23 protein-coding genes and 1 rRNA gene are annotated in these 23,479 nt (G+C 70.0%); 1 reads left to right on the forward strand and 23 read right to left on the reverse strand.

Annotated elements, in window-relative coordinates:
• From JNB62_RS07750 to tyrS, 4 genes are all read right to left on the reverse strand, one after another.
• Positions 1 to 109, reverse strand: a 16S ribosomal RNA gene (locus tag JNB62_RS07750); the annotation flags it as partial.
• A 520-nt stretch (positions 110 to 629) separates the two neighbouring features.
• Positions 630 to 1,262 (reverse strand): UdgX family uracil-DNA binding protein, encoded by a 633-nt coding sequence (locus JNB62_RS07755; protein ID WP_220300308.1) that lies wholly within the window; start codon positions 1,260 to 1,262, stop codon positions 630 to 632.
• 87 nt (positions 1,263 to 1,349) lie between these two features.
• Positions 1,350 to 2,183 carry a DUF4184 family protein gene (locus JNB62_RS07760; protein ID WP_220300309.1) on the reverse strand — a complete coding sequence of 278 codons (834 nt, stop codon included), beginning with the start codon at positions 2,181 to 2,183 and terminating at the stop codon, positions 1,350 to 1,352.
• 10 nt (positions 2,184 to 2,193) lie between these two features.
• Entirely contained in the window at positions 2,194 to 3,480 is a 1,287-nt protein-coding gene (tyrS, locus tag JNB62_RS07765; protein WP_374450666.1) for a tyrosine--tRNA ligase, read from the reverse strand.
• Positions 3,481 to 3,607: 127 nt separating this feature from the next.
• Here tyrS and JNB62_RS07770 point away from each other — a divergent pair, with 127 nt between their 5' ends.
• Entirely contained in the window at positions 3,608 to 4,198 is a 591-nt protein-coding gene (locus JNB62_RS07770; protein WP_220300311.1) for a hypothetical protein, read from the forward strand.
• Between the two features lie 5 nt (positions 4,199 to 4,203).
• On the opposite strand, the gene JNB62_RS07775 is transcribed toward JNB62_RS07770, so the two are convergent.
• The 19 genes from JNB62_RS07775 to infC all read right to left on the reverse strand — a co-directional run bounded on the left by JNB62_RS07775 (position 4,204) and on the right by infC (position 23,425).
• Positions 4,204 to 4,839 (reverse strand): SatD family protein, encoded by a 636-nt coding sequence (locus JNB62_RS07775; protein ID WP_220300312.1) that lies wholly within the window; start codon positions 4,837 to 4,839, stop codon positions 4,204 to 4,206.
• A gap of 62 nt (positions 4,840 to 4,901) precedes the next feature.
• Positions 4,902 to 6,332: an argininosuccinate lyase gene (argH, locus tag JNB62_RS07780; RefSeq protein ID WP_220300313.1), complete on the reverse strand. Its 1,431-nt coding sequence runs from the start codon at positions 6,330 to 6,332 to the stop codon at positions 4,902 to 4,904.
• A 47-nt stretch (positions 6,333 to 6,379) separates the two neighbouring features.
• The gene (locus tag JNB62_RS07785) at positions 6,380 to 7,525 is read right to left on the reverse strand and encodes a heparan-alpha-glucosaminide N-acetyltransferase domain-containing protein (protein WP_220300314.1); all 1,146 of its coding nucleotides are present in this window, start codon (positions 7,523 to 7,525) and stop codon (positions 6,380 to 6,382) included.
• 15 nt (positions 7,526 to 7,540) lie between these two features.
• Positions 7,541 to 8,464: an ornithine carbamoyltransferase gene (gene argF, locus JNB62_RS07790; protein WP_220300315.1), complete on the reverse strand. Its 924-nt coding sequence runs from the start codon at positions 8,462 to 8,464 to the stop codon at positions 7,541 to 7,543.
• Positions 8,461 to 9,693 carry an acetylornithine transaminase gene (locus JNB62_RS07795; RefSeq protein ID WP_220300316.1) on the reverse strand — a complete coding sequence of 411 codons (1,233 nt, stop codon included), beginning with the start codon at positions 9,691 to 9,693 and terminating at the stop codon, positions 8,461 to 8,463. Before JNB62_RS07795 ends, argF begins: the two co-directional genes overlap by 4 nt.
• Positions 9,690 to 10,589 (reverse strand): acetylglutamate kinase, encoded by a 900-nt coding sequence (argB, locus tag JNB62_RS07800; protein ID WP_220300317.1) that lies wholly within the window; start codon positions 10,587 to 10,589, stop codon positions 9,690 to 9,692. The genes JNB62_RS07795 and argB overlap by 4 nt, the downstream gene beginning before the upstream one ends.
• Positions 10,586 to 11,743: a bifunctional glutamate N-acetyltransferase/amino-acid acetyltransferase ArgJ gene (argJ, locus tag JNB62_RS07805; RefSeq protein ID WP_220300318.1), complete on the reverse strand. Its 1,158-nt coding sequence runs from the start codon at positions 11,741 to 11,743 to the stop codon at positions 10,586 to 10,588. Before argJ ends, argB begins: the two co-directional genes overlap by 4 nt.
• Positions 11,740 to 12,819: an N-acetyl-gamma-glutamyl-phosphate reductase gene (argC, locus tag JNB62_RS07810; RefSeq protein ID WP_220300319.1), complete on the reverse strand. Its 1,080-nt coding sequence runs from the start codon at positions 12,817 to 12,819 to the stop codon at positions 11,740 to 11,742. The genes argJ and argC overlap by 4 nt, the downstream gene beginning before the upstream one ends.
• Before the next feature lie 222 nt (positions 12,820 to 13,041).
• On the reverse strand, positions 13,042 to 14,022 hold the full coding sequence (locus JNB62_RS07815) for an NAD-dependent epimerase/dehydratase family protein (protein ID WP_220300320.1): 981 nt from the start codon (positions 14,020 to 14,022) through the stop codon (positions 13,042 to 13,044).
• 76 nt (positions 14,023 to 14,098) lie between these two features.
• Complete coding sequence (pheT, locus tag JNB62_RS07820; protein ID WP_220300321.1) at positions 14,099 to 16,633, reverse strand: phenylalanine--tRNA ligase subunit beta; 2,535 nt, start codon at positions 16,631 to 16,633, stop codon at positions 14,099 to 14,101.
• Positions 16,633 to 17,682 carry a phenylalanine--tRNA ligase subunit alpha gene (gene pheS, locus JNB62_RS07825; protein ID WP_220300322.1) on the reverse strand — a complete coding sequence of 350 codons (1,050 nt, stop codon included), beginning with the start codon at positions 17,680 to 17,682 and terminating at the stop codon, positions 16,633 to 16,635. The genes pheT and pheS overlap by 1 nt, the downstream gene beginning before the upstream one ends.
• A gap of 63 nt (positions 17,683 to 17,745) precedes the next feature.
• Entirely contained in the window at positions 17,746 to 18,654 is a 909-nt protein-coding gene (locus JNB62_RS07830; protein ID WP_220300323.1) for an amino acid ABC transporter permease, read from the reverse strand.
• Entirely contained in the window at positions 18,651 to 19,298 is a 648-nt protein-coding gene (locus JNB62_RS07835; RefSeq protein ID WP_220300324.1) for an amino acid ABC transporter permease, read from the reverse strand. Before JNB62_RS07835 ends, JNB62_RS07830 begins: the two co-directional genes overlap by 4 nt.
• A gap of 69 nt (positions 19,299 to 19,367) precedes the next feature.
• Positions 19,368 to 20,285, reverse strand: coding sequence for a glutamate ABC transporter substrate-binding protein (locus JNB62_RS07840; protein ID WP_220300325.1), 918 nt, complete (start codon positions 20,283 to 20,285; stop codon positions 19,368 to 19,370).
• Between the two features lie 61 nt (positions 20,286 to 20,346).
• Positions 20,347 to 21,135 (reverse strand): amino acid ABC transporter ATP-binding protein, encoded by a 789-nt coding sequence (locus tag JNB62_RS07845; protein ID WP_374450585.1) that lies wholly within the window; start codon positions 21,133 to 21,135, stop codon positions 20,347 to 20,349.
• An 83-nt stretch (positions 21,136 to 21,218) separates the two neighbouring features.
• Positions 21,219 to 22,019, reverse strand: a complete 801-nt coding sequence (locus JNB62_RS07850) for a TrmH family RNA methyltransferase (protein ID WP_220300326.1) — start codon at positions 22,017 to 22,019, stop codon at positions 21,219 to 21,221.
• A 71-nt stretch (positions 22,020 to 22,090) separates the two neighbouring features.
• Positions 22,091 to 22,474 (reverse strand): 50S ribosomal protein L20, encoded by a 384-nt coding sequence (rplT, locus tag JNB62_RS07855; protein ID WP_018172233.1) that lies wholly within the window; start codon positions 22,472 to 22,474, stop codon positions 22,091 to 22,093.
• A gap of 32 nt (positions 22,475 to 22,506) precedes the next feature.
• Entirely contained in the window at positions 22,507 to 22,701 is a 195-nt protein-coding gene (gene rpmI / locus JNB62_RS07860) for a 50S ribosomal protein L35 (protein WP_106813610.1), read from the reverse strand.
• Positions 22,702 to 22,771: 70 nt separating this feature from the next.
• Positions 22,772 to 23,425 carry a translation initiation factor IF-3 gene (gene infC / locus JNB62_RS07865; RefSeq protein WP_220300327.1) on the reverse strand — a complete coding sequence of 218 codons (654 nt, stop codon included), beginning with the start codon at positions 23,423 to 23,425 and terminating at the stop codon, positions 22,772 to 22,774.
• Positions 23,426 to 23,479 lie beyond the last annotated feature (54 nt).

Below are 23,479 nucleotides of genomic sequence, written 5' to 3' on the forward strand. Positions count from 1 at the left end.
CACCCGTTCGCCACTAATCCACCAAGCAAGCTCGGCTTCATCGTTCGACTTGCATGTGTTAAGCACGCCGCCAGCGTTCATCCTGAGCCAGGATCAAACTCTCCATAAAAAATGATAGCCACGCACAATCGGGAAAAACGACCGAAACGCAGCGAGTTCAACCATGACCAAAAACGAATATCAAACTGACATCCATGAATTGATCCAAAAAGACCCCCACCAACCACAAACGTGGTCGACAGAGATAAAATTGGCATTTGACAAGTGCACGCTGTTGAGTTCTCAAAGATCGGACGCACCCAGGTTCAGCCTCACGACCTCGCCCCAGGGCAACTTCACTATCCTATCCTGCCTGATCCGTCTGTCAAACCGACACGCCGCGATCTTCAGATCGACTGGCTCGTCGGCGACCGCGGTCTCCGAGGCAGAAACCCATCCTAGACCCGAGGGTCTCCACACTCAAACGAGTGAGGCGGAGGGGATCGTCCGCCGCTTGAGGGGGTCGAGGCCTTCAGCCTCTCCGCTTCCCTGTGGGGCGAACTCGGAATACATTACGTGCGTTCCGCCCGCGGGTCGAATCGACCGTGCATCCCGGGCGTGTCGCGGCGCCGGCGATGAGACCGCGCGCGTCAATTGTCCCTCACGACGCTCCGCGCGCGGCGCAGGTCCGCGACCAGCCCGGCGCGCGCTTCGCTTCTCTCCGCCGCATCGCGCACGCGCAGGATCGCCGACGGATGGATCGTGACGACCACGGGTGCCTGCGCCCCGTCGATCGGGTGTCCCCGCTCCTCGCCGATCTTGACCGGGCGGCCGAGCACCGCCCGTGCCGCCGTCGCCCCGAGACAGACGATGACCTCGGGCTGCACCGCGGCGAACTCGGCCTCCAGCCATGGGCGGCAGGCCGTGATGTTCCCCACGTCGGGTCGGCGGTGGATGCGTCGTTTACCGCGTTCCTCGAATCGGAAATGCTTGACCGCGTTGGTCAGGTACACCTCGTCGCGAGCGATGCCCGCCTCCTCCAGCGCCTCTGCGAGGACGCGTCCGGCCGGGCCGACGAACGGCTCGCCCTCCCGGTCCTCGCGGTCGCCGGGCTGCTCGCCGACCAGCATGAGCGATGCCGGCGCGCTCCCCTCACCGAACACCGCCTGCGTCGCGGCACGCCACAACTCGCAGCCGCGGCATCCCTGCACGGCACCCTGCAGTTGCGCCACATCGGCCGTATGAGGCACCCAGGCGTCCGCGCCCGGCCGTTCCTCGTCCATGCGGCGACCCTACGACGACGCCGACGTGCGGGCACCGGCCTGGCGACACGACGGAACGACGAGTATCGTCCCGCCGCCGGCGCGATCTCAGTGCTCGCGGGACGCCGGTGTCATATCGGCCCGGGATCGGCGCGCGCGCAGCATCTGCACCCCGATGCACAGTGCGAGCGTCGCCGCGCCCCACACCGCACAAGCCGGAGGAAGCACGCGGTAACCGAGGTGCGCGGGAGTGAAGTCGGCGTCGAAGGGGCCGAACGCGACGTACCCCCAGCCCCAGGCGACGACCAGCACCACCGGAAGCGAGAGCCACCAGCACCACCGGAGCCAGGACGGCACGAGACGGAGAGTGGTTGCCGCCACCCCGCGCCGCGCCAGCCACACCACCGCGTACGCGCCGAGGATCGCCAGTCCGATCACGCTCGAACCGTGCTGCAGCCATTTGTAGCCCGGAAGCGGTCCCCACGACGCATCGAGCAACGGGATCACCGCCGAGCCCCAGCGCCCCTCGTGCGTGAAGAGGTCCCAGACGATGTGGCTCACGACTCCGATCGCGAGCGACACGACGAGCAGCAGCGTGCCGCCCATACTCGGGCGCGCCCGCTGCGGGCGGGCGAACGTCTCGACGAACGAGGGCCGCGCGCCGGCATCCCACTCCCCCGGCAACCGCTCCGCGAGCCATCGGGGCGACAGCTCGCGGGCCGCCGGCCGCAGGACGCACCGCCAGACCAGCAGCAGCGCGAGCGCCACCGCCATCGTCACCGGAAGCCAGGCGAACGCGTGCGTGACGCCGTACGTCAGGGGCAGCCCCCTCACGAACAGCGGAAGGTCGGGTGTCATCGCACCGATCGCGATCGCCGCGGGCACGAGCGGCGTCCGGACGAACGGGAGCGCGACGACCGCGTGGCTCGGGGTGAACGGCATCCGGCCGGATTCAGCCGACGAACACGCCCGCGAGCGTCTTCTTGCCGCGCCGCAGCACCGAGACGCCTCCCGGCAGAGATCCCTCCACCGTCGCGGAGTCGTCGTCGACCTTGGCGCCGTCCAGCGACACCCCGCCCTGCGCGATCGCGCGACGCGCCTCGGACAGGCTCGCCACGAGTCCCGTGTCGACCAGCGCCTGCACCACTGGAGTCCCGGACGCCACCGATGCGTTCGGCAGCTCCTCGAGCGCCTGACGCAGGGTCGACGCGTCGAGCCCGGCCAGGTCGCCCTGCCCGAACAGCGCCTCGGACGCCGCGATCACGGCGGTCGCGGCATCCGCACCGTGCACGAAGGTGGTGACCTCCAGCGCGAGGCGCTTCTGCGCGGCACGGCGGAACGGCTCGTCGGCGACGAGGCGCTCGTACTCCTCGATCTCGGCGCGCGTGAGGAACGTGAAGATCTTGAGCCGCTGGATCACGTCGGCGTCGTCGGTGTTGAGCCAGAACTGGTACATCCGGTACGGGCTGCACATCGCGGCATCCAGCCAGATCGCGTTGCCCTCGCTCTTGCCGAACTTCGTGCCGTCGCTGTTCGTGATGAGCGGCGTGCCGATCGCGTGCGCCGACACCCCCTCGACGCGGTGGATCAGGTCCGTGCCGCTGGTGAGGTTGCCCCACTGATCGCTGCCGCCGGTCTGCAGCACGCAGCCGTACTGGCGGTGCAGCTCCAGGTAGTCCATGCCCTGCAGGATCTGGTAGCTGAACTCGGTGTAGCTGATGCCGGCCTCCGAGTTCAGGCGCGCGGCGACGGCGTCCTTCTTGAGCATCGTGCCCACGCGGTAGTGCTTGCCGATCTCGCGCAGGAAGTCGATGGCGCTCATCGGAGCGGTCCAATCGAGGTTGTTGACGATGCGCGCCGCGTTCTCACCCTCGAAGCTGAGGAAGCGCTCGACCTGCGAACGCAGGTAGCCGACCCACTCGGCCACCGTCTCCTTCGTGTTGAGCGTGCGCTCCGCAGAAGGGCGCGGGTCGCCGATCAGGCCCGTCGAGCCGCCGACGAGACCGAGCGGCCGGTGACCTGCCAGCTGCAGGCGGCGCATGAGCAGCAGCTGCACCAGGTTGCCGAGATGCAGACTGGGCGCCGTCGGGTCGAAACCGCAGTAATACGTGATCGGGTCCCCGGCGAGAAGGGCGCGCAGCGCCTCCTGGTCGGTGGACACATGCACGAGCCCACGCCACACGATCTCATCCCACACGTTCTCGAACGTCGGGTCGTTGGCGGGCGCCAGTGCGCGCACGGACTGGTCCGGTGCGCTCACGTTGGTTTCAGACACGACGGCCAGATTATCAGCGACGGGATGCCGCCTCACGGCCGGTCGGCCGGTCGGCGGGTCGTCGTCCGGGGTGCGTGCCAGACTTTCGCGCATGGCGCTGTTCCCTGAGGCGATCCTCGTCGCGATCCTGTCGATCTTCCTGTTCCTCGTGCTGTGCGGGGCGCTCGTGCTGATCGTCGTGAGCCTGCGGCGTCCGACCACGGTGCCGCTGGTGATCGCGGGAGCGCTGGTGACGCTCGGCCTTGTCGTCGTGGCGATCGCACCGGTCCAGATCCCTGTGCTGCTGGGGCTCATCCTGGCCCTCCTCGGCATCGCCGTCGCGGTCCTCGGCGGCAACCCGGTGACGCGGCGCGTGCTCGACGCGGCGACCGGGGGGCGCGTCCATGAGACCGAGGACGGCGGCATCCAGCTCGCTGTCGCGGCCACCGATACGGGTGAGACCGAGGTGCGCACCCTCATGCGCGGCGGCACCGTGATCGGCTATCTGGAGCGGGTGGCCGTCGTCATCTCGATCATCGCGGGGTATCCCGAGGCGGTCGCGGTGGTCGTGGCCGTCAAGGGCATCGGCCGCTTCTCGGAGCTCGCCGCGGCCGAGGCGCGCGAGCGCTTCATCATCGGCACGCTCGCGAGCCTGCTGTGGGCGGGTGTCGTCGGCGGGCTCGTGCGCCTCGCGATCTTCTGAGGCGCTCAGGGCTCCAGCAGGCCAAACCCCTCGACGACGGCCGCGGCGCCGGATGCCGCGAGCAGCTGTGACACGGCCGACTGGGTGATCCCCTCCTGCGCCGCCAGCTCACGCTGCGTCACGCCGAAGCACCGTCCGTACGTCAGGCGCCGGGCCCGCTCCGACATGCCGCCGACGAGCTGGTCCCGCGCGAGCAGGTACAGGTCTGCCCGGCGCGCGGCCTCGTGTGCGGCATCCGGCTCCTCATCGTGGGCGACCACCCACGTGCGCGCGCTCGGCACCGTCCGCTGCTCGAGCGCGTGGACGTGATCGATCGCGGCGCGCGCGGCCCACCACGCGGGTCCGTCGGGGATGTCGCCGGACGCCGAGGCCACCAGGCCCGTCGCGCCGACGCCGAGTCCGAAGCGGCACTGCACGATGTCGGGCAGCGCGAGCTGCACCAGCAGCGTCGTCGCGAGCGCTCCGTCGAGGCTCGTGAACACTCCCTGTAGCTCGTCGCCGACCGTCGGGCGCAGAGGACGCTCGGCGACAGGGAGATCGCGCTCGACGCGCGCGACGGCGTCGTCGAGCGCGCGCTGTGCGGCATCGCGATCGGGAAGGCGCCTCGATCCGACGATGTCGACCGTCATAGCCACGGGCATACGATCAGGGTATCACTGATATTCGCGGAATATCAGTCAGGAGCTTATTGCAGTGGCGTCTGTCAGAGTTCCAGGGCGTGCGCGGCCGACTGCACCCGCTGGATCAGTTCCACGCGCTGTTCCGCGACCCGCACCGGGGCGGTGCCGCCGGCTCCGGTGCGGCTGGCGACCGAGCCCTCGACACTCAGCACTTCGCGCACGTCGGGCGTCAGGTGCGACGACAACGACGCCAGCTGCTCGTCGGTGACCTCGTGGAGCTCGATGCCGTTCTCTTCGCACACGCGCACGAGGTGGCCCGAGATCTCGTGGGCATCCCGGAACGGCACGCCGTGCTTGACGAGCCACTCGGCCACGTCCGTCGCGAGCGAGAATCCCTGGGGGGCGAGTTCGGCCATGCGCTCGGTGTGGAACCGCATGGTGGCGACCATGCCCGCGAACGCCGGCAGCAGCGTCTCGAGCGTGCGCACCGAGTCGAAGACGGGCTCCTTGTCTTCTTGCAGATCGCGGTTGTACGCGAGCGGCAGGGCCTTGAGCGTCGCCAGCAGGCCGGTGAGGTTGCCGATGAGCCGGCCCGACTTGCCGCGCGCCAGCTCGGCGATGTCGGGATTCTTCTTCTGCGGCATGATGCTCGAACCGGTCGAGTAGCCGTCGTCGAGGGTCACGAAGCCGAACTCGCGCGTGTTCCACACGATGATCTCTTCGGCGAACCGCGACACGTCGATGCCGATCATGGCCGTGATGAACGCGAACTCCGCGACGACGTCGCGGGAGGCCGTGCCGTCGAGCGAGTTCTCGGCAGGACGAGCCAGGCCCAGCTCGCGCGCCACGAGCTGCGGGTCGAGCCCGAGCGTCGAGCCGGCGAGGGCACCCCCGCCGTACGGCGACACGGAGGCGCGCGCCGACCAGTCGCGCAGTCGCTCGAGGTCGCGCACCAGCGGCCACGCGTGGGCCTGCAGATGGTGTGCCAGCAGCACGGGCTGCGCGTGCTGCAGGTGCGTGCGCCCGGGCATGATCGCGTCGGCGTTGGCCTCCGCCTGCGACACCAGCGCGTCGACGAGACGCAGGATCTCGCGCGCGATCGTGCGCGAGTGGTCGAGCAGATACATGCGCACGAGCGTCGCGATCTGGTCGTTGCGGCTGCGACCGGCGCGCAGCTTGCCGCCGAGCTCGGCGCCGACGACGCCGATCAGCGCCTGCTCGAGGGCGCCGTGCACGTCCTCATCGGAGGCCGCCGGCCGCAGCGTCCCGTCCGTCACGCCCTGCGCGAGCACGTCGAGGCCGTCGTGCATCGCACGCTCCTCGTCGCCGGTGAGGTAGCCTGCGGCGGCGAGCGCCTTGGCGTGCGCGTGCGATCCGGCGATGTCGTACAGCGCGAGGTCCCAGTCGAAATGCGTGGAGCGGCTCAGCTCCGCCAGCTCCGGGGACGGTCCCGTGGCGAAACGGGCTCCCCACAGTGCGCCTTCGTTCGTGCCGTCGCCCTTCGCATCACTCACCCCGACAGCCTACCGAGGCCGCCGCCCTCTCCCCCACGGCGACGGGATCAGTGGATGCCGGCGGCCGCGGCGGTCGGACGCACGACGAGCCGCGCCACGAGCCGCGAAATGCGGTCGACGACCCACTCCAGCGGGCCGCGGCCGACGAGCAGCGCCCACGCCGTGGCGAAGACGACGGTGCCCAGCGCGAACGGCCAGAACGGTGCGAGCCCGCGGAACCCGGCGAGGTCGCCGGGATCGCCGAGGAGCACCGCGGCCAGCACCGCCCACACCGCCAGCTGCAGCGTGTACGCCGTGAGCGGCATGGCGCCGACCGCGCGCAGCGGCAGCACGACCCAGCGGACGGCGGTGCGACACAGCAGCAGGCACGCCCCGATGACCGCGAGCGCGAACCCGCCCGACCCGATCACCTCCAGCAGGCCGCTCGAGTGAGGTCGGGCGGTCCACAGGGCTGCCCCGAACGACGCCGCCTCGGCCTGCGGGTCGGCGCCCGTGGCGGCATCCATTCCGTATCCCGCGATCGCGAGCGCCGCGCCTGCCGCCACCAGCCACATCTGCACCCTCAGCCGCGAGACGCCTGCCCGGGCGACGCCGAGACCGGCGACGACGAAGGCGATCCACGTCGTGAACGGATAGTGCCAGCCGAGCACGAGCGACAGGTCGGCGCCCTCAGGCGTCTGCCACAGCGGCAGCGCGTCGAGCACCACCTGGACGAACGGCATGACCACCGCCAGCGCGGCCGCCATCGGCAGGAGCACCCGCGCGGGGAGCGCCGTCAACGACACTGCGCACAGGAAGAGGATCGCGTACGCGGGCAGGATCACGTACACGGGCACGCCGGTGAGCACGAGCAGCACTCCCAGCAGCCACAGCAGACCCGCCCGCACGACGAGACGCCACCGCGCAGAGCGCATGGCGGCGCCGGAGAAGGGCGTCACCCCACCCGTCATGAGTCCGATCGAGACGCCGGCGAGCGTGGCGAACAGGATCGACGACCGCCCCTGGACGACCGCGGTCCACGTGCTCGGATCGGTCCACGAGAACGGCTCGGTGATCCACACCAGGTGTGCGGCGAACATGCCGAGCACGGCGAGCCCGCGGGCGAGATCGACACCGCCCACGCGCCGCGGGCCGTTGAGCCGCGTCCAGCGCGACGCGAGCCAGGGCTCAGGTGCCCCGCCCGGTCCGCGCATCGGGTGATCCCGCTCTCAGCCCTGTCGCAGCAGCCAGACGAGCAGCGCCTTCTGCGCGTGCAGCCGGTTCTCGGCCTCGTCCCACACGACGGACTGCGGCCCGTCGATGACCTCGGCGTCCACCTCGTAGCCGCGGTCCGCGGGCAGGCAGTGGATGAAGATGGCGTCGTCCTTCGCGAGACCCATGGTCTCGCCGGTGACCTTGTAGCCGCCGAGGTCGCGGAGCCGCTCGAGCTTCTCCTCCTCCTTGCCCATCGACACCCAGGTGTCGGTGACGATGACGTCGGCGCCTGCCGCCGCCTCGAGGGGATCGGTGTAGAGCGTGACCGAGCCGCCGGTCTCGGCGGCACGACGGTCCGCGTCGGCGATGACGTCGTCGCGCGGCGCGTACGACTCGGGCGACGCGACGCGTACGTGCATCCCCGCCGTGACGCCGGCCAGCACATACGAGTGGGCCATGTTGGACTTGCCGTCGCCGAAGAAGGCGAGCGTGAGACCTGCGAGCTCGCCCTTGTGCTCCTTGATGGTGAGCAGGTCGGCCAGCAGCTGGCAGGGGTGGAAGTCGTCGCTCAGCGCGTTGATGACGGGCACCCGCGTGCCCGCGGCCATCTGCTCCAGCCCCGACTGCGCGTAGGTACGCCACACGATCGCCGCCACCTGACGCTCGAGCACGCGCGCCGTGTCGGACGGCGTCTCTTTGCCGCCGAGCTGGCTGTTGGCGGTCGAGATGATGAGCGGCGACCCGCCGAGGTCGGCGATGCCGACCGCGAACGACACCCTCGTGCGCGTCGACGACTTGTCGAAGATCACGGCGACCGTCTGAGGGCCCGCGAGCGCCTTGTTGGCCCAGCGGTCCTTCTTGAGCTCGACGGCGAGGTCGAGGATCTCGGCCTGTTCGGCCTGCGTGAGGTCGTCGTCGCGGAGCAGGTGGCGGGTCATGCGGGAACCTCCGTCGTGGTCGGCAGCACCAGGGCGTCCTCGACGGTGCGCAGGGCCGCCGTGAACAGGGTGACGAACTCGTCGATCTCGACATCGCCGATGGTGAGCGCGGGCACGAGGCGGATCGTGTCGTCGTTCGTCGCGTTGATGATGAGGCCGTGCTCCTGGGCGGCGGCGACGAGCGCCTTGGCGACGGGATGCCGCAGCCCCACGCCCACCAGAAGCCCCATGCCGCGGCATCCCACGATCAGCGGCGAGCCGATGCCCTCGATCGCGGCGCGCAGCTGGGCGCCGCGATCGGCGGCGTTCTGCACGAGGCCCGCGCGCTCGATCTCGCCGAGGACCGCGTTCGCGACGGCCGTGCCGAGCGCGTTACCGCCGAACGTCGATCCGTGCGTGCCGGGGTAGAACAGGTCGCTGGCCGCGCCGAAGGTGATCATCGCCCCGATCGGGAAGCCGCTGCCGATCCCCTTCGCGACGGTGATCGCGTCGGGGGTGATGCCTTCGTGCTGGAAGGCGAACCACTCCCCCGTGCGTCCCGCGCCGGTCTGGATCTCGTCGATGATGAGCAGCGCGCCGTGGCGCTCGGTGATCTCGCGCGCCGCCGTGAGGTAGCCGTCGGGCAGCGGCAGCACGCCGGCCTCGCCCTTGACGGGCTCGACGAACAGGGCGGCCACGCGGTCGTCGATCGCCGCCTCGAGGGCCTCGACGGTCGAGTCGATGAACTCGACGCCGGGGGTCATCGGGAGGAACGGCTCCTGCATGTACGGCTTGCCGGTCAGGGCGAGCGTGCCCATCGTGCGGCCGTGGAACGCGTCCTTGAGCGCGAGGATCCGCGGGCGGTCGGCGCCCCTCTCCCGGCTCTTGGCGCCGTGCAGGCGGGCGAGCTTGAACGCCGCCTCGTTCGCCTCGGCGCCCGAGTTGCCGAAGTACACGCGTCCGGCCTCGCCCGTCCCGGCGAGGCGCTTGAGCGTCGCCGCCAGCGCGAGCTGCGGCGGCGTGGCGAAGTAGTTCGACACCTGCACGAGGGTCGCCGCCTGGGCCGCCACCGCATCCACGAACACGGGGTGCGCGTGGCCGAGCGAATCGACGGCGATGCCGGCGAGGAAGTCCAGGTAGCGCTTGCCGTCGGCGTCCCACAGGTACGCGCCCTCGCCGCGGACGAACAACTGCATGCGAGCGCCGAAGCTCTTCACGAGGTCGCGCGCCTCGTCGTCCTGCCACGTCATCCGAGCACCACCTCTGTTCCGATTCCCTTGCTGGTGAAGATCTCCACGAGCACCGAGTGCGGCACCCGCCCGTCGATGATCGCGGCGGTCTCGACGCCGCCTTCGACGGCCTCCAGGCACGCCGTCATCTTCGGGATCATGCCCGACTCGAGCGTCGGCAGCATCGCCCGCAGCTCGGTCGAGTTCAAGTGCGACACGAGCGAGTCGCGGTTGGGCCAGTCGGCGTACAGCCCGGCGACGTCCGTGAGCACGACGAGCTTCGCGGCGCCGAGGGCGACGGCGAGGGCGGATGCCGCGGCATCCGCGTTCACGTTGAGCGAATGCCCCGGGTGGTCGAGGTCGGGGGCGATGCTCGACACGACGGGGATGCGCCCCGCGTCGATCTGGTCGAGGACGGGCTGCGGATCGACCTCGACGACATCGCCGACGCGGCCCAGGTCGTGCTCGACGCCCTCGATGACGACGCCGCGACGACGACCGCCGAACAGTCCGGCGTCCTCGCCGCTCAGGCCGGTCGCGACCGGGCCGTGGGCGTTGATCTTCGACACGAGCTGCGGATTGATCTGGCCGGTCAGCACCATGCGCACCACAGAGATCGCCTCGGTGCTGGTGACGCGGTATCCGCCCTTGAACTCGCTCGGGATGGCCAGGCGGTCGAGCATCGACGAGATCTGCGGACCGCCGCCGTGCACCACGACAGGCTTCACGCCCACGTACCGGAGGTACGCGATGTCGGCCGCGAAGGCGTCCTGCAGCTCGTCCGACACCATGGCGTTGCCGCCGTACTTCACCACCACGATCTGGTCGCGGAAGCGCTTGAGCCACGGCAGCGACTCGATGAGGGTCACTGCCCGGGCGCTGGCCTCGCCGGGATCGGTCTCTTGAAGGTCGCTCATGAGGAGTACGCGCTGTTCTCGTGGACGTAGTCGTGGGTGAGGTCGTTGGTGAGGATCGTCGCCGACGCCGCGCCGACCTTCAGGTCGATCACGAGGTCGGTCGCACGAGGCGTGAGGTCGACGTCCTCGCGCGGCGCGTCCGGGCCGCCCTGCGAGCACACGCGCACGCCGTTCATCCACACATCGACGTCGTACGGGTCGAACGCCGCCTGCGTCGTGCCGATCGCGGCGAGCACGCGGCCCCAGTTCGGGTCGTTGCCGAAGATCGCCGCCTTGAACAGGTTGTTGCGCGCCACCGAGCGGCCCACCTCGACCGCATCCTCTTCGCTCGCGGCGTTCTGCACCAGGATCGTGATGTCGTGGCTCGCGCCCTCGGCGTCGCCCTGCAGCTGCTTCGCGAGGTCCTGGCTCACCTCGGCGAGCGCGGCCGCGAACACGTCGGGATCGGGCGTCACCCCGCTGGCGCCGCTCACCATGAGCGTCACCTGGTCGTTGGTCGACATGCAGCCGTCAGAGTCGAGCCGGTCGAATGTGCGTCCCGTCGCGTGCCGCAGCGCCGCATCGGCCTGCTCGGCCGTGAGCACGGCGTCGGTCGTGATGACCACGAGCATCGTGGCGAGCCCGGGCGCCAGCATCCCGGCTCCCTTCGCCATGCCGCCGATCGTCCAGCCGTCGCCCGAGAACACCGACCGCTTCGGGCGCGAGTCCGTGGTCATGATCGCGAGGGATGCCGCCTCGCCGCCGTCTGCGGACAGTTGGGCGATCCCCTGCTCGGTGCCGGCGAGCACCTTGGCGCGGAAGACCTCGTCGCCGGTGCCGATGAGACCGGTGGAGCAGACGAGCACGTCGCCGGCGCTGACGCCGAGCAGCTCGGCGGCCTTCTCGGCCGTCTGATGCGTCGTCTGGAACCCGAACGAGCCGGTGAAGCAGTTGGCGCCGCCGGAGTTCAGCACGATCGCCTCGACGACGCCGTCCTGGATCACCTGCTGCGACCACAGGATCGGGTTCGCCTTGGCCCGGTTGCTCGTGAACACCGCGGCGCCGACCTTGAGCGGGCCGCGGTTGACGACCACGGCGACATCCGGCTTGCCGGTCGACTTGAGGCCGACGGCGACGCCGGCCGCTTGGAACCCCTGGGCTGCGGTGACGCTCACGGCGCGACTCCGTTCACTGTGAGCGCGGTGCCCTCGGGCAGGCCCAGCGCGATGTTCATGGACTGCACGGCCGCGCCGGCCGTGCCCTTGACGAGGTTGTCGACCGCGGTGACGACGGCCACACGGTTCGCGGCGCGATCGATGGCGAGGCCGAGCAGCGCCGTGTTGGCGCCCAGGACGTCGGCCGTGCGCGGGAACTGCCCCTCCGGGAGCAGCTGCACGAAGGTCTCGTCGCCGTACGCGGCCTCCCACGCGCCACGGATCTCGGCGTCGCTGACGCCCGGAGCGATCGGCGCGGTCGAGGTCGCGAGGATCCCGCGCGCCATCGGCACGAGCACCGGTGTGAAGGAGATCCGGATGCCCTCGTCCGGGGCCGTCTCGACGTCACCGGTGCGGGCGCCCGCGCGAGCTGCGGCGAGCGCCTGCCGGATCTCGGGGATGTGCCGGTGCGTCCCCCCCACGGCATACGGGTTCGCGGTGCCGAGGATCTCGCTCGCGAGGAGATTGGCCTTGAGGCTCTTGCCGGCGCCGGAGGGGCCGACGGCGAGGACCGTGACGATGTCGGACGGGTCGATGACGCCGGCAGCGACGCCGGGGGCGAGGCTGAGACTCACCGTCGACGCGTTGCAGCCGGGCGCGGCGATGCGCGTCGCGCCGACGAGCCGCTCGCGCTGCTTCGCTCCGGCGACAGGCAGTTCCGGAACGCCGTACACCCAGGGCTCATGGAAGTCGCCGCCATAGAACGCGTCCCAGTCGGCCACGGATTCGAGCCGGTGGTCCGCCCCCGCGTCGATGACGAGCGGCGTGTCGCCGAGCGCGTCCGTGTACTGCCCGGACTGCCCGTGCGGCAGCGCCAGGAAGACGATGTCGTGACCCGCGAGGATCTCCGGCGTCGTGTCCTGCAGGGTCAGGTGTGCGAGCGAGCGCAGATGGGGCTGGTGCTGGATGAGCGGCTGTCCCGCGTTCGAATGCGCGGTCACGGTGCGGATCTCGACGTCGGGATGCGCGGCGAGGATCCGCAGGATCTCGCCGCCCGCATAGCCGGATGCGCCGCTGACGGCGACCGAATATGTCATGGATTCCACCTTAGAGTCTGGGTGCAGGGGCCGGAGACGGCGACGCCCGCTCGCAGACGTCCAGGACGGACGGCGTATGCGGGGTCGCCTAGAGTCGGCGCTGGCCCAGAGGGCGTCGGCGCGCGGGAACGACGCTCGGGAAGAGCGTCGGGAGTCCCTGGGTCGCCGAAGGCATGGGCCGACGATAGCGGCCGCGTTGCGGCATCCGCAAATCGACGCGGTTCAGGCGCCCAGTTCGCCGAGCAGCGCGAGCTCGTCCTCGCGCGTCAGTCCGGCGCGGCGCGCGCGGTCCAGCCCTCGCGAGCGCTCGTCGGCGAGCGTGCGCTCCAGCGTCTCGCGAAGGGGACGCAGCACTCCCCCCGCTCTGCCGAACCCGTCGTTGCGATGCCGCATGAACCCGGGCATGTCGGCCGGAAGCCACAACGGCAGCGAGCGCGGACCCGACCAGTACGCCACCTCGTGATCGATGAGGAAGCCGTCGGATGCCGTCACGACGGTCCCGGAGTGGCCGCCGACCTCCCGCGCGCCCTCCAGCAGCTCGGCGAGGGTTCCGACGTCGCCCACTGCGTTGACGGTGCCCGACCACCGGTCGGCGCCGATCCGCGCCACGAACGCGGCGACGTCGTCGACGTCGATGACCTGCGCGTGGTGGCCGTCCGTCTCGGGGACGAGCACCGGTCCCTTCCCCGCGAGCGCGAACCGCGACACCCAGTAGCCGAAGCGATCCGTCGGGTCGCCCGGTCCGACGATCAGTCCCGGGCGCACGATGGCGGCGCGGTCGCCGAGCCCGGCCCGGACCGCCCCCTCGGCGGCGACCTTGTCGCGGCCGTACTCCGACTCCTCGCCGGCCACGGTGGGCGTCAGCAGCTCGGCCGTCTCGTCCTGGCCGGGCACGTCGGCACGCGCGTACACCGACACGCTCGAGACGTAGGTCCAGTGCGCGGCGCGCGTCGCGAGAGCGGCGACCGCCGCGGCGACATGCCCCGGGTTGGACGACACATCGACGATCTCGTCCCAATCGCGGTCCGCGACCTCGGCGTACGCGTCGGGGGCGTCGCGGTCCGCGACCGCGAGCGTCGCGCCGTCGGGTGCGGGCCGGCCGCCCCGGGCGAGGCACGTGACGGCGACTCCGGCATCCCTCCACGCGTGTGCGACGCGCCCGCTCAGCCAGCCCGTCCCGCCCAGGATCAGCACATCGGTCATGACATCAGCAAAGCAGGTGCGCGATGCGCACGGCAGGCGTTCCGCCGTCGGCGGAACGCCTGCCTGTCGTCGTGGACTAGTCGCGGATCGTCGCGCCGAAGCGCTCGGCGGCGACGGCGACGCCGGCGAGCTTCGCCTCGGTCGCCTCGGCGGCGGTCAGCGTGCGGTCGGCGGCGCGGAAGCGCAGCGCGAACGTCAGGCTCTTGGACCCGTCGGGAACGCCCTGGCCGCGGTAGTCGTCGACCAGGCGCACCGACTCGAGCAGATCGCCCGCACCCTCGACGAGAGCGGCGCGCACGTCGGCGGCAGGAACGTAGGCCGCCAGCACGAGCGAGACGTCCTGCGTGGCCGCCGGGAAGCCCGACAGCGATGCCGCCACGACCTTCTCCCCCGCGAGCGACAGCACGAGGTCGAGATCCAGCTCGGCCACGATGACGCGACCGGGAAGATCGGATGCCTCGGCCACCGCCGGCAGCAGCTCACCCACGTAGCCCACCTCGGTGCCTCCGACGCTCAGCACGCCGGTGCGTCCCGGGTGCAGCGCGGCGCGCTCGCCCTGTGCCACGTCGATCGTGACGCCCGCGGCCGCGGCGATCGTGCGCACGGCGTCCAGCGCGTCGGCGAGCTCGGCGGTCACCGGCGACGTCCCGGGCTGCTTCGCGACGAGATGGCCGGTCAGCAGCACGGCCACGTGCCGGCGCTGCGGCGGGATCGAGGCATCCAGCTCGGCCAGCGTCGCGGCGTCCGGGCGCACGGCCAGCGGCGGCACGAACGACGTGCCGTACTGCGCGCCGGGCTTCGGCAGGAACACGAGTCCGGTCTCGAACAGCGACAGGTCGGTCAGACCGCGCGACACGTTGCGGTGCGCGACCTGCAGCAGCCCCGGGATCAGCGTGCGACGCAGGAACGGTGCCTGGCCGTCGAGCGCGTTCGCGAGCTTGATGCTCGGCAGGTGCGCGCCCGAGGCCGAGCCGTGCAGGTCGTTCTGCTCCTCGGTGGTGAATCCGAACGAGGGGGTCTCGACGTAGCCGGCGGCGGCGAGCGCGTTCGCCACACGACGGCGGCCGAGCTGCAGCGGCGTGAGGCCGCGCCCCGAGGGCGGCAGCGGCAGGTGCGACGGGATGCGGTCGTACCCCTCGATGCGGGCGACCTCCTCGGCCAGCGTCCACTTGTCGGTGAGGTCGGGGCGCCAGGACGGCGGGATGACCTGCCAGCCCTCTTCGTCCTCCGCCCCGACGACGTCGCAGCCGATGAGACGCAGGGCACCCTCGATCTCGCCCGGCGTGTAGTCGACGCCGATGAGTCGCTGCACGAACGTGGGAGGCAGGGCGATGCCCGGGATGAACACCTCCGCGTACAGCGCGCCGCCGAGCTCCTCGTCGCTGGTGCCGCCGGCGTATTCGACCATGAGGTCGGCGACGCGGCGGGCCGCGACGAAGGGCACCAGGGGGTCGACGCCGCGCTCGAAGCGGCGCGACGCCTCACTGGGCAGCTTGTGCCGCCGGGCCGTGCGCGCGATCGAGACGGTGTCGAACGTCGCGGCCTCGATGAGCACGTTGCGCGTGGTCTCGCTCATCTCGGTCGTACCACCGCCCATGACGCCGGCCAAGCCGATGGGGCCGGACTCGTCGGTGATGAGCAGATCCTCGGGGTCGAGAGTGCGCACCTTGCCGTCGAGGGTCTCGAGCTTCTCGCCCGCTGCCGCGCGGCGCACCGTGATGCCGCCCTGCAGCTTGTCGAGGTCATAGCCGTGGATGGGCTGGCCGAGCTCGATCATCACGTAGTTCGTGATGTCGATGAGGATGCCGAGGCTCCGGATGCCCGCGAGCGACAGACGCGCGATCATCCAGGCCGGAGTGGGCTTGGTGGGGTCGACATCGCGCACCACGCGCGCCACGAACTCGGACGCGCCGACCCGGCCGCGGATGGGCGCCTGGTCGTCCACGGTGATCGGGAAGCCGGAGCCCGGCGCGAGCTCCTCCCACGGCCGCTCGGCGGGGTCGCGGAAGGCCGCGCCGGTCGAGTGCGAGTACTCGCGGGCGACACCGCGGATCGACAGCGCATAGCCGCGGTCGGGCGTCACGTTGATGTCGACGGCGACGTCGTCGAGCCCCAGCAGCGCGATCGCGTCGGCGCCGACCGGCGCGTCGATGCCGAGTTCGACCAGGCGCAGGATGCCGCTGTGCTCTTCGCCGAGGCCGAGCTCGCGCGCGGAGGCGATCATGCCGTCCGACACGTGGCCGTACGTCTTGCGGGCAGCGATGGGGAACGGACCGGGCAGCACCGCACCCGGAAGGGTCACCACGACCTTGTCGCCGACGAAGAAGTTGCGGGCGCCGCACACGATGCCGTGCACGGCGTCGCCGCCGTCGGCCGCGGTCTCGCCGTCTGGCGCGACGCGCACCTGACACCAGCGGATCGTCTTGCCGTTGGACTGCGGCTCCTCGACGAACTCGAGCACCTCGCCCACGACGATCGGGCCCTGCAGGTCGAACCGGTGAACGTCCTCCTCTTCGAAGCCGACGCGCACGAGCGCCGCGAGGACGTCCTCGGGCGAGGCGTCGGCCGGGACGTCGGCGTACTCACGAAGCCATGAGAGCGGGACGCGCATCAGACCACCATTCCGAACTGCTCGCTGAAGCGGACATCGCCCTCGGCCATGTCGCGCATGTCCTGGACGTCGCTGCGGAACATGAGCGTCCGCTCGATGCCCATGCCGAATGCGAAGCCCGAGTACTCCTCCGGGTCGATCCCCGCCGCGCGCAGCACGTTGGGGTTGATCATGCCGCAGCCGCCCCACTCGATCCAGCGCGCGCCGCCCTTGAAGGTGGGGTGCCACAGGTCGAGCTCGGCCGAGGGCTCGGTGAAGGGGAAGAAGTTGGCGCGGAAGCGCGTCTTCGCCTCGGCGCCGAACAGCACCTTGGCGGCGTGATCGAGCGTGCCCTTGAGGTGCGCCATCGTGATGCCCTTGTCGACGACGATGCCCTCGAACTGGGTGAAGACGGGCAGGTGCGTGGCGTCGAACTCGTCGGTGCGGTACACGCGACCCGGGCACAGCACGTACAGCGGCAGGTCGCGCTCGAGCATCGAGCGCACCTGGACGGGGCTCGTGTGCGTGCGCATCACGAGATGCCGCTCGACGGGGTCGACGAAGAACGTGTCCTGCATCTGACGCGCCGGGTGGTCGACGTCGAAGTTCAGCGCGTCGAAGTTGAACCACTCGTGCTCGAGCTCGGGGCCCTCGGCGATCTCCCACCCCATGCCGACGAAGATGTCGGCGATCTGCTCCTGCAGGAGAGAGATGGGATGCCGCGCCCCGACGCGCGCGCGTGCCGCCAGTGCGGTGATGTCGACGCGTTCGGCTTCGAGCCGGGCGGCGGTCTCGGCGGCGGCGAGCTCGTCCTCCCGCGCCGCGAGCGCCTGGTTGACGCGTCCCCGGGCCTGGCCGACGAGCTTGCCGAACTCGGCCTTCTTGTCGTTGGGCACGTCGCGCAGCCGCGCGTTGAGCTTCGCCAGCGGCGAGCCCTCTGCGGTGTGCGCGGACCGCGCGGACCTGAGCGCCGCAGTGTCGGTCGCACCGGCGATCGCTGCGAGGGCGGCGTCGACGGCGGCGTTCACCGCCTCGGGCGTGATGTCGAGAGTTTCGGGAGCGTCGGACACGAAGAACGAGTCTACCGACGGCGAGAGGCGCGGCCGTCGCCCGTCAACGCCGCGCGGGCTGCGTCACCACCCGCTGGCGTCGTATTTTCCGAGGCCGCGCTGCGCCGCGATCGTCTCGGTGGCCGTCGCGGGCTCACCGCCGCCGTCGTCGAGCGTGACGACCTTCGGCGAGCGGCGCGTTCGCTTCTCGACGAGGTAGGCGACGTACGAGAGTGCGAGACACATCGCCACGTAGATCGATCCGCCGACGATCGCCGCGGGGATCAGCGGCGAGTGGTACACCGCGTTGGATCCGAGCAGCTTGATGACATAGAGGAGCTCGTGGTACGTGATGATGAACCCGAGCGCGGTGTCCTTCAGCGTGACGACGAGCTGCGAGATGATCACCGGCAGCATGGCTCGGATGGCCTGCGGCAGCAGGATGAGACGCAGGACGCCGCTCTTGCGGAGGCCGATGGCGTAGCCGGCTTCGCTCTGGCCCCGGGGCAGCGATTCGACGCCGGCGCGGATCACCTCCGCGAGCACCGAACCGTTGTAGGCGATGAGCGCGATCACGACCGCCCAGTACGGCGTCATCCTGATGTCGATGACGGGCAGTCCGTAGTACAGCAGCATCATGAAGATCAGCACCGGAATCGCGCGCAGGATCTCGACGATCCACCCGACCGGCAGCCGGATCCACGCGTGGTCCGACAGGCGTCCGATCGCCAGCACGAAGCCCAGGATCAACGCCCCGACAGCCGCCACTGCGAACGCCGACAGGGTGTTGACGACGCCTTCGCCGATGAGGGCCCAGATCTGGGTGTAGGAGAAGATCGCCCACTTCTCGGGGCTGAACTGGCCGGTCTCGGCGAACCGCCACACGACCCAGCCCAGCAGGGCGAGGACGACGATGACCGTGATGATGCCCAGGATGCGGTTGCGGACGACGGCCTTCGGCCCGGGGACGTCGTACAGGACGGAGCCGCTCATCGTGCGATCCTCCACTTGCGCTCGAGGATCCGTTGCAGCCACGCGAGCAGCAGCACCAGAACCACGAAGATCACCATGACCCACAGCAGGACGACCAGCTGGTTCTCGCCTCGCTCGCTGAGCCACGCACGCGCCGAGCCGAGGTTGAGGACCGAGAATCCCGCGGCGACCGTCGTGTTCTTCAGCAGCGCGATGAAGACGCTCATCATGGGCGGGATGACCGACCGGGTGGCCTGCGGCAGCACCACGAACGACATCACCTGCCCGAACGACAGGCCGAGCGCTCGAGCGGCCTCGGCCTGGCCCACCGGCACGGTGTTCACACCGGAGCGGATCGTCTCGGCGACATAGGTCGCGGTGTAGATGCCGAGGGCGGCCGTCGCCAGCGCGATGGCAGACACGCGCTGCTGCAGCAGGATCGGGAGGCAGAACGCGAAGAAGAACATCACGAGCGTGAGCGGAGTGTTGCGGATCCAGTTGACGTACACGGCTCCGACCGACCGTGCGATCGGGATCGGCGACACCCGCATCGCACCGACGATGAAGCCGAGCACGAGGGCGATCAGCCCACCGCCGAAGAACAGCACCAGCGTGCCGCCGATGGCCTCTCCCCACAGGTCGAGGTTGTCCGTGATGACGCCCATCGAGTCCCTTTTCTCTCCTGATCCGCCGAGGGTGGCGCGGCGGCGCCGAAGCGCCGCCGCGCCATGGCATCAATCGGCCGGGTCGACCTCGGGCTGCTCGGCCTTCACGCCGGAGGCCCCGAGGTTGTTGTCGAAGATCTGCTGCCAGATGTCGTTGCCGTCGGTGAACATCGTGTTGATGAACTCCTGGAGCGCGGTGTCGCCCTTCGCGATGCCGACGCCGTAGCGCTCCTCGCTGAAGACGTCGCCGACGACCTTCAGGTTGTCGGGATCCTGTGCGGCGTAGCCGATGAGGATCGCCTCGTCGGTCGTGACCGCGTCGACCTGACCGTTCTTCAGGTCCTCGACGCACTGGGAGTAGGTGTCGTACTCCTTCGTCTGCGCGGTGCCGAGGTCCTTGATCCGCTGGATCGAGGTCGAGCCCGTCGCCGAGCAGACGATCATGTCGGACGTCAGCGAGTCCGGTCCGTCGATGGTGTCGTTGTCGGCGGCGACGAGCAGTCCCTGGCCCGTGATGAAGTACGGGCCGGCGAACGAGATCTGCTCCTTGCGCTTGTCGGTGATCGAGTACGTGCCGACGTAGTAGTCGATGTCGCCGTTCACGATCGCCTGCTCGCGGTTGGCCGACGGGATCGCCGTGAACTCGATGTCTTCTTCGTCGTAGCCGAGGGATGCCGCGATCCAGCGCGCGATGTCGATGTCGAAACCGGTCCGCTCGCCGGTCACCGGGTCCAGGTAGCCGAGACCGGGCTGGTCCTCCTTGACGCCCACCTTCACGCTGCCGCGCTCGGTGATGGCATCGAACGTCGGGCTGCCCTCGATGGTCACGTCCTCCGCGACCGTCCACGGCGTGCTCGACGTCTCTTCGTCGCCGCCGTCGTCCGTCGCCCCCGGTTCTGCGCCGGGCGTGCCGCTGTTGCACGCCGTCAGGGCGAGGGCCGCGATCGCGATGCCCGCGAGCGCCCCGCCGATTCGTAGCTTGCGCATGTGATCCTCCAAGTCCGTTCCGTGTGTTCCTTCGTTCGTCGCGCCGGTGCGGGCGCGGACGTCAGTGGGTGAGCAGCTTGGACAGGAAGTCCTTGGCCCTGCCGCTCTGCGGGTTCGTGAAGAACTCCTCCGGCGTGGCCTGCTCGACGATCTGCCCGTCGGCCATGAACACCACGCGGTCGGCGGCCTTGCGCGCGAACCCCATCTCGTGCGTCACGACGATCATCGTCATGCCGTCCTGGGCGAGGCCGACCATCACGTCGAGCACCTCGTTGATCATCTCCGGGTCGAGGGCGCTCGTCGGCTCGTCGAACAGCATCACCTTGGGCTGCATCGCCAGCGCGCGGGCGATGGCCACGCGCTGCTGCTGACCGCCCGAGAGCTGCGCCGGCAGCTTGGACGCCTGGTGTCCGACGCCGACGCGGTCGAGCAGCTGCGTGGCGAGAGCCTCGGCATCGCTCTTCTTCATCTTCTTGACCTTGATGGGTCCGAGCGTCACGTTCTCGAGGATCGTGAGGTGCGAGAAGAGGTTGAAGGACTGGAACACCATGCCGACATCGGCGCGCAGTCCTGCGAGAGCCTTACCTTCTTTGGGCAGCTCCTTGCCGTCGATCGTGATCGTCCCGCTCGTGATGGTCTCGAGGCGGTTGATGGTGCGGCACAGCGTCGACTTGCCCGACCCGGAGGGACCGATGACCACGACGACTTCGCCGCGGTTGACCGTGAGGTCGATGTCCTTCAAGGCCTGGAAGTCGCCGTAGTGCTTCTGCACATCCGTGATCACAACCAGCGGGTCCCCGCGCCGCACCGAGATGTTGCTGGTGGGCGGCGCACTGTCGTCGGGCGTCATATCGCCACACTAGGGCCGGTTTCGGACGCTGTGCCAGTGCGCCACACGGGTCTTAACCGTGTTGTAACAGGCGTGCGCCGGGCTCAGCCCGCCGTGCGCTGCGCGAACGCCGTCTCGTACAGGCACACGCTCGCGGCAGTGGCGAGGTTGAGCGATTCGGCTGCGCCGTAGATCGGCAGCCGCAGCGACAGGTCGGCGAGCGCCAGCGCCTCGTCCTCCAGACCGCGCGCCTCGTTCCCGAACAGCCATGCGGTCGGACGGGCGAGCAGGTCCCGCGAGGCGAGGAAGTCGCCCCCGCCGACGTCGGCGGCGATCACCTGCACGCCGGCGGCGTGAGCCTTCTCGACGGCGGTCGCCAGCTCCACGCCCACCGCGACCGGAACGTGGAACAGCGATCCGGTCGTGGCGCGCACGACCTTGGGGTTGTACGGGTCGACCGTCCGGCCGGTCAGGACGACGGCATCCGCCCCCGCCGCGTCGGCGGCACGGATGATCGTGCCGAGGTTGCCCGGATCGCGCACCTCCTCGCAGATCGCGACGAGCCGCGGCGATGCCGCGAAGACCTCGCGCACCGACGTCGGCGCCTGCCGCGCCACCGCGACGATGCCCTGCGGCGTCACGGTGTCGGCCATCGCGTCGAGCACCGCCTCGGTCGTGTAGACGACCTCCAGCCCGGCATCCTTCGCGGCATCGCGCACGTCGGCGTGCTTGTCGAGCGCCGTCTGGGTCGCGAAGAGCTCGACGAGCGTCTCGGGCTTGTAGGCCAGCGCCTCACGCGCCGCCTGGGGGCCTTCGAGCAGGAACAGCCCGGTCTCTTGACGGGCGCTGCGCTTGGTCAGCTTCGCGACGGCGCGAACACGCGGAGAGCGGGGGTTCTCGAGCACGGCATCAGTCTAGGGACAAGAAAGGGGCGCCCTCCGTGCGGAGGGCGCCCCTTTCTGGACGGATGCCGGTGTCAGGCGCTCTTGGGCGCGTTGACGTTCTCGGGCAGAGCCTTCTTGGCGGTCTCGACGAGCGACGCGAACGTCTTGGGCTCGTTCACCGCGAGCTCGGCGAGCATGCGGCGGTCGACCTGCACACCCGCGAGGCCGAGGCCCTGGATGAAGCGGTTGTACGTGATGCCGTTCTGACGAGCGGCGGCGTTGATGCGCTGGATCCACAGGCGGCGGAAGTCGCCCTTGCGCTTGCGACGGTCGCGGTACGCGTAGACGAGCGAGTGGGTGACCTGCTCCTTCGCCTTGCGGTACAGGCGCGAACGCTGGCCACGGTAACCCGAGGCGCGCTCGAGGATGACGCGACGCTTCTTGTGGGCGTTGACGGCCCGCTTGACTCTAGCCATTTCGATTGATTCCTATTCGTGCGTCGGCGCGCTCAGCGGCCGAGGAGCTTCTTCGCGACCTTGGCGTCGCCCGGAGCGAGGACCTGGTCCTGCGAAAGGCGGCGGGTACGGCGCGTGGGCTTGCCCTCGAAGTTGTGGCGGAGGTTCGCCTGCTGCTTCATGAGCTTCCCGCTGCCGGTGACCTTGAAGCGCTTCTTGGCGCCCGAGTGGGTCTTCTGCTTCGGCATCTCTTCTTCCTTCGTTTCCATCCCGCACAGGCGGGAGTCGGCATCCCGCGGTGCGGGAGTCTGTGGGGGCCTATTCGGCCGGGGCGGCCTCGGCCTCGGCGGCCGGGGTCTCGGCCGCCGGTGCACCGCCGTTGCGGGCGGACCTGGCAGCCTCTTTGTTCGCGGCGCGCTGAGCGTTCTGCTCGGTCTTCACCTCGGACTTGTTCTTGTGGGGCGCGATGACCATCACCATGTTGCGGCCGTCGATCGTGGGGTTGGACTCCACGGTGCCGAACTCGGCCACGTCCTCGGCGAACTTGCGGAGCAGACGCACGCCCTGTTCGGGACGCGACTGCTCGCGACCGCGGAACAGGATCATGGCCTTCACCTTGTCGCCGGACTGGAGGAAGCCCTCGGCGCGCTTGAGCTTGGTGATGTAATCGTGAGCCTCGATCTTCAGGCGGAACCGGACCTCCTTGAGGACGGTGTTCGCCTGGTTGCGACGCGCTTCCTTGGCCTTCTGCGCGGCCTCGTACTTGAACTTGCCGTAGTCCATGATCTTGACCACTGGCGGCTTCGAGTTGGGGGCCACCTCGACGAGATCGAGGTCGGCTTCCTGAGCCAGGCGCAGCGCCACCTCGATGCGGACGACGCCGACCTGCTCTCCGTTCGGGCCGACGAGGCGTACCTCGGGCACCCGGATGCGGTCGTTGGTGCGGGGATCGCTGATGCGGAACTCCTTCATGCGGATGGTTTCGCGGAAAGAGTCACGCATTCCACCCGGCACGACGCGAGCGCC

The sequence above is a fragment of the Microbacterium jejuense genome, from assembly GCF_019511665.1.
In the GTDB taxonomy this organism is placed as follows: Bacteria; Actinomycetota; Actinomycetes; order Actinomycetales; family Microbacteriaceae; genus Microbacterium; species Microbacterium jejuense_A.